10 protein-coding genes are annotated in these 13,576 nt (G+C 69.5%); 3 read left to right on the top strand and 7 right to left on the bottom strand.

All coding sequences use genetic code 11. From position 1 onward, the window contains the following. Window positions 1-177: 177 nt before the first annotated feature. The 4 genes from AC07A6_RS19560 to AC07A6_RS19545 all read right to left on the bottom strand — a co-directional run bounded on the left by AC07A6_RS19560 (window position 178) and on the right by AC07A6_RS19545 (window position 4,901). Window positions 178-1,470: a sugar ABC transporter permease gene (locus tag AC07A6_RS19560; protein ID WP_478777864.1), complete on the bottom strand. Its 1,293-nt coding sequence runs from the start codon at window positions 1,468-1,470 to the stop codon at window positions 178-180. After that, window positions 1,467-2,255 (bottom strand): ATP-binding cassette domain-containing protein, encoded by a 789-nt coding sequence (locus AC07A6_RS19555; RefSeq protein WP_007267176.1) that lies wholly within the window; start codon window positions 2,253-2,255, stop codon window positions 1,467-1,469. The genes AC07A6_RS19560 and AC07A6_RS19555 overlap by 4 nt, the downstream gene beginning before the upstream one ends. A gap of 198 nt (window positions 2,256-2,453) precedes the next feature. Then, window positions 2,454-3,569, bottom strand: a complete 1,116-nt coding sequence (locus AC07A6_RS19550; RefSeq protein WP_362461255.1) for a sugar ABC transporter substrate-binding protein — start codon at window positions 3,567-3,569, stop codon at window positions 2,454-2,456. Window positions 3,570-3,686: 117 nt separating this feature from the next. After that, window positions 3,687-4,901 (bottom strand): ROK family transcriptional regulator, encoded by a 1,215-nt coding sequence (locus tag AC07A6_RS19545; RefSeq protein ID WP_362461252.1) that lies wholly within the window; start codon window positions 4,899-4,901, stop codon window positions 3,687-3,689. A gap of 611 nt (window positions 4,902-5,512) precedes the next feature. Here AC07A6_RS19545 and mgtA point away from each other — a divergent pair. Genes mgtA through AC07A6_RS19530 form a run of 3 tightly spaced genes read left to right on the top strand, consistent with a single transcriptional unit; the run spans window position 5,513 to window position 9,944 of the window. Next, entirely contained in the window at window positions 5,513-8,260 is a 2,748-nt protein-coding gene (gene mgtA / locus AC07A6_RS19540) for a magnesium-translocating P-type ATPase (protein WP_478777863.1), read from the top strand. 21 nt (window positions 8,261-8,281) lie between these two features. Continuing rightward, on the top strand, window positions 8,282-9,007 hold the full coding sequence (locus tag AC07A6_RS19535; RefSeq protein ID WP_362461246.1) for an MgtC/SapB family protein: 726 nt from the start codon (window positions 8,282-8,284) through the stop codon (window positions 9,005-9,007). Window positions 9,008-9,062: 55 nt separating this feature from the next. Beyond that, window positions 9,063-9,944: a hypothetical protein gene (locus tag AC07A6_RS19530; RefSeq protein WP_478777862.1), complete on the top strand. Its 882-nt coding sequence runs from the start codon at window positions 9,063-9,065 to the stop codon at window positions 9,942-9,944. Here the strand turns inward: AC07A6_RS19530 and AC07A6_RS19525 are convergent. The 3 genes from AC07A6_RS19525 to ngcE are packed head-to-tail and all read right to left on the bottom strand — an operon-like array spanning window position 9,922 to window position 13,274. Beyond that, entirely contained in the window at window positions 9,922-10,851 is a 930-nt protein-coding gene (locus AC07A6_RS19525) for a carbohydrate ABC transporter permease (protein WP_478777861.1), read from the bottom strand. The genes AC07A6_RS19530 and AC07A6_RS19525 overlap by 23 nt on opposite strands. 13 nt (window positions 10,852-10,864) lie before the next feature. Next, on the bottom strand, window positions 10,865-11,812 hold the full coding sequence (locus AC07A6_RS19520; RefSeq protein WP_362461237.1) for a carbohydrate ABC transporter permease: 948 nt from the start codon (window positions 11,810-11,812) through the stop codon (window positions 10,865-10,867). 37 nt (window positions 11,813-11,849) lie between these two features. After that, the gene (gene ngcE, locus AC07A6_RS19515; RefSeq protein WP_478777860.1) at window positions 11,850-13,274 is read right to left on the bottom strand and encodes an N-acetylglucosamine/diacetylchitobiose ABC transporter substrate-binding protein; all 1,425 of its coding nucleotides are present in this window, start codon (window positions 13,272-13,274) and stop codon (window positions 11,850-11,852) included. Window positions 13,275-13,576 lie beyond the last annotated feature (302 nt).

Here is a 13,576-nt window from a genome sequence, read left to right as displayed (position 1 = left end):
CTGACGGGTCACACCTTTGTCATACCTGTACACCTCGCCGCGGCGTCACACACCCCAAACGGGCGTATACCAGCACACCCGTACGCACACGTGTACGCACGGGTGCCCGGCGCCACGCGGAGTGGCACCGGGCACTGTGACGGGTCTTACCGCCTGGGATCGGCCCAGGTCGCGCGGTCAGGCGCGGCCGGCCGACTTCTGGGTCTTGCGGGTCACCGAGTCGATGACCACCGTCGCCAGCAGTACGGCACCGGTGATCATGTACTGGATCGGAGTCGCGATCCCCTCCAGGGCCAGACCGTACTGGATGCTGGTGATGACCATCACACCGAGGAGGGCGTTCCAGGTCCGGCCGCGGCCGCCGAAGAGGCTGGTGCCGCCGATGACGGCCGCCGCGATCACGTTCATCAGCAGGTCGCCGGCGCCGGCGCTCTGGTTGGCCGCCGCGATCTTGGAGGCCCAGAAGAGGCCGCCGATCGCCGCGAAGGTGCCCGCGATCGCGAAGACCGCGATGCGGATGCCGTTGACGTTGATGCCCGCGCGGCGGGAGGCCTCGACGCTGCCGCCGAGGGCGAAGACGTTGCGGCCGAAGGTGGTGCGGCGCAGCACGAAGTCCGTGCCGACCAGGGCCACCACGAAGATCACGAGCGCCAGGGGCAGGCCCTTGTACTGGTTGAACACGACGGCGGGGCCGAAGGTGAAGACCGCCAGCAGGCCGGTGCGCAGCAGGATCTCGCTGAGCGGCCGCGAGGGGACCCCGGCGGCCTCCCGGCGGCGGTTGTCGGAGTAGGTGGCGAGGAAGTACGCCACCGTGGCGACGGCCGCGAGGCCGTAGCCGGCTGCCACGTCGGAGAAGTAGTACGTGGTGAGCTGTCCGACGACGCCCTCGGAGTCGAGGTTGATGGTGCCGTTGCTGCCCAGGATCTGGAGCATCGCGCCGGACCAGAACAGCAGGCCGGACAGGGTGACTGCGAAGGCCGGGGCGCCGATCTTGGCGAAGAAGAAGCCGTGGATCGCGCCGATCAGGGCGCCGCCGCCGACGGCGGCGAGGATCGCGACCCACTCGTTGACGCCGTGGGTGACGGCGAGGACGGCGACGATCGCGCCCGAGACGCCGCTGACAGAGCCGACCGAGAGGTCGATCTCGCCGAGCAGCAGCACGAAGATGATGCCGACGGCCATCATGCCGGTGGCGACCATGGTGATCGCGATGTTGGAGAGGTTCTCCGGGGAGAGGAAGTTCGAGTTCAGCCCCTGGAAGATGCTCCAGATGATGATCAGGCCGAGGACGACCGGGATCGAGCCCAGGTCGCCGGCCTTCATCTTGCGGCCGAACTCGCTCAGGTAGCCGGACAGGCCCTGCTCGCGCACGAGCAGGCGGGGGTCCACCGCCGGGATGGCGTCCGCCGGTGCGGCGGGGTTGGCCAGCTGGGCCACCTCTTCCGCATGCGTGTGGTGTTCGGTGCTCACTTGCGGGCCTCCCCGGTGCGGGCCGCCCGGCGGGTCACGGCGTTGTCCGTGGCCCCGGTGATGGCGGAGATGATCTCTTCCTGCGAGGTGTCGGCGACGTTGAAGACACCGTTGTTGCGGCCCAGCCGCAGCACCGCCACCTTGTCGGCGACGGCCTTCACGTCGGCCATGTTGTGGCTGATGAGGATGACGGCGTGGCCGCGCTCGCGCAGCCGCTCCACGAGGTCGAGCACCTGTGCGGTCTGCTCGACGCCGAGGGCCGCGGTGGGCTCGTCGAGGATGACGAGCTTGGGCTCGCCCAGCATCGAGCGGGCGATCGCGACGGTCTGGCGCTGGCCGCCGGAGAGCGAGGCGATGGGGATCCGGACACTGGGGATCCGGATGGACAGGGTGGTCAGGAGCTCGCGGGCGCGGCGCTCCATCTCCACCTCGTCGAGGACGCCGAAGCGCTTGAGCTCGCGCCCGAGGAAGAGGTTGCCGACGACGTCGATGTTGTCGCACAGCGCGAGGTCCTGGTAGACGGTCGCGATGCCGAGGTTCTGGGCGTCGTGGGGCTTGCCGATGGAGACCGGGCGGCCCTCCCACTCGATGACTCCGTCATCGATGGGGTGCACGCCGGCGATCGTCTTGACCAGCGTGGACTTGCCGGCGCCGTTGTCGCCGACCAGGGCGACCACCTCACCGGAGTGGATCTCGAGTTCTACGTCGGTCAGGGCCTGGACGGCGCCGAACCGCTTCGAGACCCCTCGCAACGCCAGCACGGGCGCAGCGGACACATGAACCATCTCCTTCGCCGCCTGACCGGCGGGGATGTCGTGCAAAAGAGCAGGAGCGGGGCGGATGGGGATACGACAAGCGAAAAGCGGATCGCTTCGCGATAAAACGTTTCTGCCCGGCGCCCCGCGGTTGGCGGGGTATGAGGGGCGGGGCGCCGGGCAGGGCAGGGGGGCCGCCGGGCCGCGGAGGGGCGGCGGCGGTGGGCCTTACTTGAGGCCGATGGTGGCGCAGGCGGCCGAGAACTTGTCGGTGCAGATCTCGTCGACCGTGTAGACGCCGTCCTTGACGACGGTGTCCTTGATGTTGCTCTTGGTGAGCGAGACGACCGGGATCAGCACGGCCGGGACGCCCTTGGTGGTCGGGCTGTCGACCTTGTTGTTGATGATGCCGTCGATCTTCTCGCCCTTGGCGAGGGCGACGGCCATCTCGGCGGCGGCCGCGGCCTCGGGGGCGTACGGCTTGTAGACGCTCATGAACTGCTCGCCCGCCACGATCCGCTGCACGCCGGCGAGTTCGGCGTCCTGGCCGGTGACCGGGGGCAGCGGGGACAGGCCGGCGGCCTTGAGGGCGGTGATGATGCCGCCGGCCATGCCGTCGTTGGCGGAGTAGACGCCGATCACCTTGTCCTTGCCGAGCGCGGTCAGCGCGCCCGCCATGTTGGTGTTGGCGTTCTCCGGCTTCCACTCCTTGGTGTCGTACTCCTTGCCGATGGTCACCTTGCCGTCGAGGACGGAGTGGGCGCCCTTCTTGAACAGCGCGGCGTTCGGGTCGGTGACGGAGCCGTTCATCATGACGATCTGGCCGTCCTTGGCCTTGTCACCCAGGGCCTCCAGCAGGGCCTTGCCCTGGACCTTGCCGACCTCTTCGTTGTCGAAGGAGGTGTAGGCGTCGATCGGGCCCTCGGCCAGGCGGTCGTAGGCGACGACCGGGATGCCGGCGTCCTTGGCCTTCTTGACCGAGCCGGCGATGGCCTTGGCGTCGACCGCGTCGACGATCAGGACGTTCACCTTGTTGGTGATCATCGTGTCGACCTGCGAGTTCTGCGTGGTCGCGTCCTGCTTGGCGTTGGCGTAGACCACCTCGGCCTTGCCGCCGGTGAGGTCGGCGATCTTCTTCTCGATCAGCGGCTTGTCGAACTTCTCGTAGCGCGCGGTCTGGTTCTCGGGCAGGAGCAGACCGACCTTGATCGCGTCACCGGTGGCGGCGGCACCGGAGGGCTTCTTCTCGCCACCCGCTTCCTTGGCGCTGCCACAAGCGGCCAGCGAAACGGCCATGGCGCCGGCGGCGACGGCAACGGCGGCTCTACGCATACGCGTGTTCATTCGTTGAACCTCCCTGACGAGGCCGCAACGCTGCGGCCGAGGTGGACGTGAGTCAACCCCGGCCGCGGTTTGCCGTCAAGGAGTGAATCCTTAACGAGATGACAACGGTGCCATCCGTTATCTACCTGAAGACATGGCGGCGGGGACTCGCACCCCAATGCCATTTTCCGCCAAAAGCGTCGAATCGCCCATCTCGCTGAGTACGAGGGCCAGTGCGCCCAGTACTTCCGCGCGGCCGCCCAACGAGCCCGTCAGGACCGACAGCTGGCGGGCCGCGCTGGGGATCGCGTACCGCCCCACGGACTCGCGGATCGGCGCCAGCACCAGCTCGCCGGCCTCCGCCAGCGAGCCGCCGAGCACGATGCGGCTCGGGTTCAGGAGGTTGCACAGGCTGGCCACGCCGCTGCCGATGTGCCGGCCCACGTCGGTGATGACCCGGCGGCAGCCCGGGTCCCCGCCGCGGGCCAGCTCGACCACCTTCTCCATCGTCAGTTCCGGTCCGTGCGTGCCCTGGAGCAGCGGCAGCACGTACCGCGCGGCGGCGAAGGTCTCCAGGCAGCCGCGGTTGCCGCAGCGGCAGACGGGCCCCGACTCGTCCAGGGTGATGTGCCCGATCTCCCCCGCCGTGCCGCCGGGCCCCCGGTAGATCTGGCCGTTGATCACCAGGCCGGCGCCCACACCGCTCGCGACCTTGATGTACGCCAGGTCGCGGACCCCCCGGCCGCTCCCCCAGACGAGTTCCCCCAGCGCGCCGAGGTTCGCGTCGTTGTCCACGTAGACGGGCACGCCCAAGCGCTGCGAGAGCTCCTGGCGGGGGTTGATCCCGGCCCAGCCCGGCAGGATCGCCGTCGAGCCCAGGGTTCCGGACTCCACGTCGATCGGGCCCGGGACGCCGAGCCCGACGCCGATGACCTTGTCGCGGGCCACCCCGATGCCCTGGACCAGCCGTCCGACCAGGGATTCCGCCCGGTCGAAGCCGTCCACCCAGGAGGCGTCCACGTCCAGCGGCTCGGCCTCCTCGGCGAGCACCTGGTGCGCCAGGTTGCCCACGGCCACCCGCAGGTGGGTGTGGCCGAAGTCCACTCCGATGACGATGCCCGCGTCCCCGCTGAGCGAGACGCTGCGGGCCCGGCGGCCGCCGGCCGAGGTGTCGGTGACCTCGACGGTGCCGCTCTCCTTCAGTTCACGGACGATGTTGGAGACCGTGGCCGCCGACAGTCCGGTGGTGCGGGCGATCTCCGCCTGGGTCAGCGAACCGGCGAGGCGCACGGCCCGCACGACTCTCTCCAGGTTCGCGCGATGCAGTGAGGACTGCGATCCGGGAGTCTGCACGACTCATCCACTCCTGCCCATAAGCGACGGCCATCCGTCGCCCCCCGGCCGGTATCGCGGCTGCGTGCTCCGAGACCCCGGCGTCTCTCCAACTTGTGAACCTTAAGTCGAGCCTTTGCCCCCTCTGCCGTCAAGAGCCTGAGACAGAGCGAACCGGACACATGGCCCGAAAGTATGAACAAGGGCCGCCGAGATCGTGTTACGGTCGCTGAGGCGCCGGTCCTCTGCGGCCTTTCCGGCCGGACCGCGCGCCCTGCCATGACAGCGCTACGCGAGGAGGTGTTCGGGATGAGTCCCGATCGAAGTCCTCGCCGCGCCTGTGCCGGCTGACCCGCCGACCGTCCGGGCCTGTGCCCCGCTGATCGGCTGACCTCTCCGCGTACGCCCACGGCCACGGCCGCGCGCCGTTCCCGTGCCGCGCCCGCGCCGGTGCCCTGCGGGACCGCGTTTGCCCTCTCCTTTCGCATGCCCTGACTCTCCTGTCAGGCATACGTCATCCATGTCCGCGGCGCACCCCGTGGCGTCCCGCGCCACCCCGCGCCGCACACCGATCACTCCACGTCACCGCGCGGCTCCGCGCTGCCCGGACGCCGTGGAGGGAGGTATTTGCCATGACCATGCTCACCCCTCGTACCCCCGCGAAGCTCGCGCCGCCGGGCCGCGGCCGCCGCGAGCGCAAGGCCGCCGAGCTCGAAGCCGCCACCCGCCTCGCCGGCGAGCGCCTGGCCGCGATCAGCGCCAGCCCCGCCGTACGGGTCCTCCAGGACGCCGACACCTCCCGCAGCGGCCTCACCCACGCCGAGGCGGCGCGGCGGCTGGAGCGGCACGGCCCCAACGTCGTCGCCCAGGAGCGCACCCCGCTGTGGACCACCCAGCTCGCGAAGGCCTTCTGCAACCCCTTCATCGGCGTCCTGGTCTTCCTCGCCGCCGTCATGTTCTGGCAGGACCCGGGGGATCCCGGGGTCGTCATCCTCTCCGTGATGGTGGCGGTCAGCGGGCTGCTGCGGTTCTGGCAGGAGTACCGCTCGGGCCGGGCCGCCGACGCCCTGAAGAAGCTCGTCACCACCACCTGCGCGGTGCAGCGCCGGGCCGGCAGCGGCTCGGCGCCCACCACCTTCGAGGTGCCGATGGACCGGGTGGTCCCGGGCGACCTGGTCAAGCTGGCCGCCGGCGACCTGATCCCGGCCGACCTGCGGCTGATCACCTCCAAGGACCTGATGGTCGGCCAGGCGGCGCTGTCCGGCGAGTCGTTGCCGGTCCCGAAGGCGGACACTCCCCCTCGCTCCGCTGGGGGGACCCCCAGTGCCGAGGACCTCGGACAGGACGCGACCACCGACCCGGTGGAGGCCGACAACCTCTGCCTGATGGGGACTTCGGTGACCTCCGGCACCGCCACCGGCGTGGTCGTCGCCACCGGCGCCGACACCTGGTTCGGCTCCATGGCCGGCACCCTGGTCGGCGAGCGCCCGCAGACCAACTTCGACACCGGCGTGCGCAAGGTCAGCTTCCTGCTGATCCGCTTCATGCTGGTGATGGTGCCCGTCGTCTTCATGGTCAACGGCCTGACCAAGGGCGACTGGGACGAGGCCTTCCTGTTCGGCATCGCCGTCGCGGTGGGCCTGACCCCCGAGATGCTGCCGATGGTCGTCTCCGCCAACCTGGCGCGCGGCGCGGTCGCCATGGCCCGGCGCAAGGTCGTCGTCAAGCGGCTGAACGCGATCCAGAACCTGGGCGCGATGGACGTGCTCTGCACGGACAAGACCGGCACCCTCACCGAGGACCGGATCGTCCTGGACCGCTACCTGGACGTGCACGGCGCCGAGGACGGCGAGGTCCTGGAGTACGGGTACCTCAACGCCCACTTCCAGACCGGCCTGAAGAACCTGATGGACCAGGCGGTCATCGACCGCGTCAACGAGGCCGAGGAGGTTGTCGTCGACGCACGGTTCTCGATGGTCGACGAGATCCCCTTCGACTTCGCCCGGCGCCGGATGTCCGTGGTCCTCAACCGCAACAGCATGGCCGGGAAGGCCGGCCGGCCCGAGCACGTCCTGATCACCAAGGGTGCGGTCGAGGAGGTCCTGGCCCTCTGCACGCACATGACCGACCGCGGCGAGAGGACCGAGCTGACCGACGGGCTGCGGCTGCGCGCCACCCGGATCGCCGAGGAGAACAACCGGCAGGGCCTGCGGGTCCTGGCGGTGGCCACCCGTACCGTGGCCGAGCCCCGCGACACCTACACCGTCGCGGACGAGGACGGGCTGACCCTGGTCGGCTTCCTCGCCTTCCTCGACCCGCCGAAGGCCTCCGCGGCCGCCGCCCTGCAGGGCCTGGCGGACAAGGGCATCGCGGTGAAGGTGGTCACCGGCGACAACGAGCTCGTCGCCGCCCGGGTCTGCGCCGACGTCGGCATCGAGGTGGGCCACGTGGTCTCGGGCTCCGAGGTGGACGCCCTCGACGACACGGCGCTGCGCGCGCTGGCCGCCCGTACGACGGTCTTCGCCAAGGCCAACCCGGTCCAGAAGGCGCGGATCGTCCGGGCCCTGCAGGCCGAGGGGCACACCGTCGGCTTCCTCGGCGACGGGATCAACGACGCGGCCGCCCTGCGCGACGCCGACGTCGGCATCTCGGTCGACACCGCCGTGGACATCGCCAAGGAGTCGGCGGACATCATCCTGCTGGAGAAGGACCTGACCGTCCTGGAACAGGGCGTGGTCCAGGGCCGGACCACCTTCGGCAACACGATCAAGTACATCAAGATGACGGCCTCGTCGAACTTCGGCAACGTCTTCTCGGTGCTGGTGGCGAGCGCGTTCATCCCCTTCCAGCCGATGCTCGCGATCATGCTGCTGGTGCAGAACCTGGTCTACGACATCTCCCAGCTGGCCACGCCCTGGGACCGGATGGACGAGGAGTACCTGCGCAAGCCGCGCAACTGGGACGCCAAGGGCATCTTCCGCTTCATGGTCAGCATCGGTCCCATCAGCTCGGTCTTCGACATCGCGATGTTCGTGATCATGTGGCACGTCTTCGCGGCGAACACCGCGGCCGAGCAGTCGCTCTTCCAGTCCGGCTGGTTCGTCGAGGGCCTGCTCTCGCAGACCCTGATCGTCCACATGATCCGCACCCGCAAGATCCCCTTCGTCCAGTCCCGCGCCTCCTGGCCGGTGATGGCGATGACCGTCCTCGCGGTACTGGCCGGGCTCTGGCTGCCCTTCTCCCCGCTGGCCCCGTCCCTGGGCTTCACCGCCCTGCCGGCGGCGTACTTCCCGTGGCTGATCGGCGTACTGCTCGCGTACTGCACGCTCACCCAGCTCGTGAAGACCTGGTACATCCGCCGCTTCGGCACCTGGCTCTAGGAACGGGAAGGGGAAAGGCCGATGACCCTCCTCACGCAATGGCAGATGGCCGCCCACCTGGCCGCGGCCCTCGGCTTCGGCTCGGTCATCGGCCTGGAGCGCCAGTGGCGCGCCCGGATGGCGGGGCTGCGGACGAACGCCCTGGTGGCGGGCGGGGCGGCGCTGTTCGTCCTGCTCTCGCAGTACGGCTTCCTGAGTGCGGTCTCCGAGGTGAACTACGACGGCTCGCGGGTCGCCGCCCAGATCGTCTCGGGGATCGGCTTCCTCGGCGCCGGGGTGATCATGCGGGACGGGCTGAGCGTGCGGGGGCTGAACACGGCCGCCACCCTGTGGTGCTCGGCGGCCGTGGGCTGCCTGGCCGGGGTGGGCCTGTTCGTCCTCGCCGCCTTCGGCACGGCGGGCGTGGTGGGGGCCAACCTTCTGCTGCGCCCGCTGGGCCGGCGCCTGGACCGCGAGCCGGGCGGCGGGGCGGAGGTGGCCGCCGACTACCACTTCGAGGCCGTGTGCCTGGAAGCGGAGGAGGCCCACATCCGCCACCGGCTGGTCGACGCCCTCACCCGTCCGGGCTACCAGCTGCGGGAGATCCGCAGCCAGGACGGTCCGCTGCCCGGCCGGGTGACGGTGTCCGCGCTGCTGACCGCCGAGGGCGAGAAGGGCCGGGCGCTGGAGGAGGCGGTGAGCAGCCTCTCGCTCGACCCCTCGGTCTCGGCGGTCAGCTGGTCGGTCGCACCCGCTCCAATGAATTGAACACGTTCAGCCCGGCTGGCAGTATGGACCCGAGGGCGGTCACCGGGGGGCGAACATGCGTCAGAAACGTTCGTACGGAAGGGTCCTGCTGGTCTCGGTACTGGTGGGGTACCTGGAGGTGGCGCTCGCCATCGTGGTCGTACTGCTGTACCTGCGCACGCAGCCGCCTCCCGACACTCCGCCCGACTGGGGCTGGATCGCGGCGGGCCTCGTCTCCCTCATGGGCATCGTCGGCGTCATCGCGTTCCTGCTGTCGCTGCTGTTCGTGCTCCCGGCGGTCGCGCTGTCCGACCTCCTCGGCCGCCGGCTCGGCGAGCGTGCGGCGTGGTGCTGCGTACCGCTGCTGGTGGCCGCCCTGCTGGCGCCGCCCGTCTGGGCCTTCGCCTCGTACAACGACGTGCGGACCCCGCCCGTGCTGCTCTTCTGGGCCGCGGCCACGGCCTCGCTCTCGGCGGGCGCCCTGGCCGCCCGGCCCCGGGGCGAGGGGCTCGCCCGCCGGGTGGCGCTGTGGGGCGGGGCGCTGGTGGCGGGGACGGGCCTGTGCGGCACCCTCGGGCTCGTCACCGGAGCGCTGCCCCCGTACGAGCCCCCGGTGATCGGCCCGGCGGCCCTGGCCGGCACCTGGTCCGACCACACGGGCAACACCCTGGCCTTCACCGCGGACGGCCGGGTCACCGCCTCCGGTGTCGCCGAGCACTCCCCCGGCGACACCCCGGGCGGCATCCCGCCGGGCTGCTCGGGCACCGGCACCTGGTCGTACGACCCCGGCCGGGACCCCCGGTCCCAGCGGGTCCGCCTGGACGTACCGGGGTGCGACTGGCCGGCGTGGGGCGTCGGCGGCACCCGGTGGGAGCCCAGGATCCACCAGAGGGTCGGGGGCCCCGGCTCCGGGAGGCTGTACCAGCTGCGGAAGGCTACTTCAGGGTCGCCGAGGTGAGGCCCGCCTGGATCTGGCGCTGGAAGGACAGGTAGACCACCAGCATCGGGATCATCGCGATGGTCACGCCGGCGAACAGCACCGGCAGGTCCGTCTCGTAGCCCATCTGGTACTGGAGCTGGATCAGGCCCTGGGTGAGCATGTACCGCTCGGGGTCGGATCCGCTCTGCGGCTGCATCAGCACCGAGGGGAGGATGTACTGGTTCCACTGGCCCAGGACATTGAATATCCCCACGCTGATCAGGCCGGGCTTGGCCATCGGCAGCATCACCTGGAAGAAGATCCGGGTGTCGGAGGCCCCGTCGATCACCGCCGCCTCGTGCACCGCCGTCGGCAGGGTGCGGAAGAAGGAGTGCATGAAGAAGACGGTGAAGGGCAGCGAGTAGGCGACGTAGACCAGGATCAGGCCCTGGTAGGTGTTGAGCATGTCCAGGCGCCTGACCATGAAGAACAGCGGTACGAGCGCCAGGAAGACGGGGAACATCGCCCCGCTGACGAAGAAGTAGTAGATGATCCGGTTCCCCCGGAAGGGGTAGCGGGCCAGGACGTACGCGGCCATCGACCCGAGGAGCATCGTCAGCGGGACCGAGAAGGCCATCACGATCAGGGTGTGGCCGAAGTAGCCGCCGATGCCCTTGTCCCAGGCCCGGCCGAAGGCGTCGAAGTGCCAGTTGGAGGGCCAGCTGAGGGCCGAGGCGCCGATCTGGGTGTCGGTCTTGAAGGAACCGAGCGCCAGCCAGACGAGCGGCAGGACGATCAGTACCGCCCAGACGGCGAGGAAGCCGTGCGAGAAGACGTTGAGCACCATGCCGTCGGAGCGGCGGCCCCCGCCGCCCCGGCCGCCGTCCCCGGAGCTGCCGGAACGCTCGGAGGAGGACTCGCCGGGCGCCTTGATCACTGTGGTCATCGTGGTCTCCCGCTCAGAACTCGATGCGCTCGCGGCGGGTGGCGCGCAGCGTGACGATGGAGAGGATCATGGTCAGGACGAGCATGACCACGCCCATGGCGCAGGCGTAGCCGCTTTTCCCGAAGTACAGGAAGTTGCGCATCAGCACCGTGGCCATGACCTCGCTGTGGTGGTCGGGTCCGCCGCCGAACTGGCCCGATGTCATCGTCGACACGAGGACGAACATGTCCATCGCGGCGATGCCCAGGTAGACCGCGGAGGTCTGCACGGAGTCCCACAGCAGGGGCAGCGTCACCCGGAAGAAGGTCTGGGCGCGCCCGGCGCCGTCGAGCAGCGCGGCCTCGTAGATGTCCTTGGGCACGGACTGCATGGCGGCCGAGAAGAGGACGAGGTAGAAGCCGACCCCGTGCCAGACCACCACGAGGAGCAGGCACCACAGGACGAGGTCGGGGTCGTTGAGCCATTCGACCGGGTGGGCCGGGTCGACCAGGCCCGCCCAGGAGAGCAGGCCGTTGAGCAGGCCGCCCTCGTCGCTGCGGTACACCGCTCCGAAGAGCACCGCGAGGATGGCGAGGGAGAGGACCTGCGGGAAGAAGTAGACGATCTTGTAGAAGGCCGATCCGCGGACGCCCCGCACCCCGCCGGCCCCGCTGCGCCCTCCCGCGTTCACCATGAAGGCGAAGAAGAGGGCGAGCAGGATGGTGATCACGGGGACGAACACCAGGAGCAGCAGGTTGTGCCAGAGGGCGCCGCGGAAGACCTCGTCGTCCATCAGGGCGGAGTAGTTCTCCAGGCCGACGAAGTCGAACGTCGGCGACTGGCCCGACCAGTTGGTGAAGGAGTAGCCGAACGTCTGAACGTACGGCCAGATGACGAAGGTCAGGTACAGCGCGAGCGGCAGGACGAGGAAGCCGGCGATGAAGCCGGTGGTCCTTCCCCTGCGCCGGGCTACTTGGCTCATGGTGTCCGTCCCTGTGACGCTGCCGGTGGACGTGGGGTCAGCTGCGGTGGTTGTTCTTGGCGTTGGGGTCCTTGGCAGCCTTGTCTACCGCAGCCTGGGCCCGCTTGATCCACTCCTTTGGCTGGATCCGCTGGGCCATCAGCTCATTGGACGCGTTCTGGATCTCGGAGTCCATCTCGCTGTACCAGTCGGGGTAGAGGTAGTTGAAGGTGTCCGCCCCGGCGGCCTTGACCGCGGCGACCGCGGACTGGGTGCCCGGCCGCAGCTTGACGCCCGGGTCGACGCCGTCCTTGACGACGGTGAGGGAGTTGGCCTGCTGGGCGAAGAGCGTCGACCATTCGCGGGAGAGCATGGAGCGCAGGAACTCCAGGCCGCCGGCCTTGTTGGCGGCCTTCTCCGGGACGACGAAGGCCTCGTTGGCCCCGGCCCGGATGGCGGTGAAGGGAAGCTTGCTGTCCGCGAGCACCGGTACCGGCAGGAACTTCATGTCGAAGTCCTCCGGGGTCTGCTTGAGCTGCTCGTTCTCCAGCCAGGAGCCGGAGGGGATGAAGGCGGCCTTGTACTGGTTCCAGGCGGTCTGGGACTCGGTGTGGGTGAGGCCGTTGGTGCCGGGCATGAGGTAGCCCTTTTCGACCACCTCGTAGACGGCCTCGACGGCGGCCAGGGCCGCGGGGTTGCCCTCGAAGGCGTTCGGGGCGAGGTTGTCGATGGCCTTCATGGCCTCCAGACCGCCCTTCTTGGCGATCAGGTCCATGATGACGACGTTGATGTAGTACGGGTACTTCCCCTGGTGGGCCAGGCCGCCGATGCCGGCCTCCTTGGCCTTGGCGCAGACGGCCAGGAACTCGTCCCAGGTCTTGGGCTCGGTCCAGCCCTTCTCCTTGAAGAGCTTGCCGGAGTACCAGAGGCCGAAAACCGTGTACACGTAGTTGAGGGCGACGAACTTGCCTCCCTGCGAACCCTGTTCGACCGTGCCGGGGATCAGGGTGTCGCGGACCTTCTTGGCCGGGTCGTCGAGCGAGGGGGAGTCGAGGAGCGCGGTCAGGTCGGCGAGCTGGCCGCCCTTGGCCAGGACGTCGATCTTGATCATCTGGGCGCCGGAGTCGTTGAGGACGTCCGGCGGGTTGCCGGCGTTGAACCGGGGCTGGAGCTTGGCCGCGATCTCCTGGGTGGCCAGGTGGGAGCTGGTGGTGCCCCACTTCTTGTCGAACGCGGCCTCCCAGGCCTTCGCGTAGTCGTCGCCGAAACCGCCCTTGAAGATGACCACGTCGAGCTTCCCGCCCTTGGCGAGGCCGAAGGGGTTCTCCTTGGACACGGCCCCCTTGTCGGGGCCCTTCGTGGTGTCCTCACCGCCGGAGGCGCAGGCGGACAAGAAGCTCATCGTCGGCACGCTGATCAGTCCGAGCGCTGCGGAACGCTTGATCAGATCACGGCGGCCGAGGCCCTCACCAGTGGATCCCATGCTCAAGTCCTCGCCTTCGTCAGATGTGTGAAGGAGGCCGGAAACAACGGCAGTTACCGTGCATGCGGGCATCACCGCAGGTCCCCCGGCTTCCCCCGGCCCGGGGCCGCTCGTCGCGCGGTGGCCCGGACGGGCACAGGTATAGTCCACTTCCGCTCGCCTGAGCAAGATCGTGCACAAGGATCGTTCCCGGCTTTTCCGAGTTGAGACCTGTCCGTTGCCTGGGACCGCCGCCGCGAAAAGCGGAAGGGCCGCACCCCCTTAACGGGGGTACGGCCCTATGGTGCCGACTGGCGGCGGAT

It is taken from the genome of Streptomyces sp. NPDC044002 (assembly GCF_056434525.1).
The sequence above is the reverse complement of the archived record's forward strand: the minus strand, read 5'-3'. Positions and strand labels throughout refer to the sequence as shown.

Coding starts and splice junctions, on each gene's coding strand:
- AC07A6_RS19535 (WP_362461246.1), top strand. CDS start 8,282: ATGACCCTCCTCACGCAATGGCAGATGGCCGCCCACCTGGCCGCGGCC.
- ngcE (WP_478777860.1), bottom strand. CDS start 13,274: ATGGGATCCACTGGTGAGGGCCTCGGCCGCCGTGATCTGATCAAGCGT.
- AC07A6_RS19520 (WP_362461237.1), bottom strand. CDS start 11,812: ATGAGCCAAGTAGCCCGGCGCAGGGGAAGGACCACCGGCTTCATCGCC.
- AC07A6_RS19550 (WP_362461255.1), bottom strand. CDS start 3,569: ATGAACACGCGTATGCGTAGAGCCGCCGTTGCCGTCGCCGCCGGCGCC.
- AC07A6_RS19555 (WP_007267176.1), bottom strand. CDS start 2,255: ATGGTTCATGTGTCCGCTGCGCCCGTGCTGGCGTTGCGAGGGGTCTCG.
- mgtA (WP_478777863.1), top strand. CDS start 5,513: ATGACCATGCTCACCCCTCGTACCCCCGCGAAGCTCGCGCCGCCGGGC.
- AC07A6_RS19530 (WP_478777862.1), top strand. CDS start 9,063: ATGCGTCAGAAACGTTCGTACGGAAGGGTCCTGCTGGTCTCGGTACTG.
- AC07A6_RS19525 (WP_478777861.1), bottom strand. CDS start 10,851: ATGACCACAGTGATCAAGGCGCCCGGCGAGTCCTCCTCCGAGCGTTCC.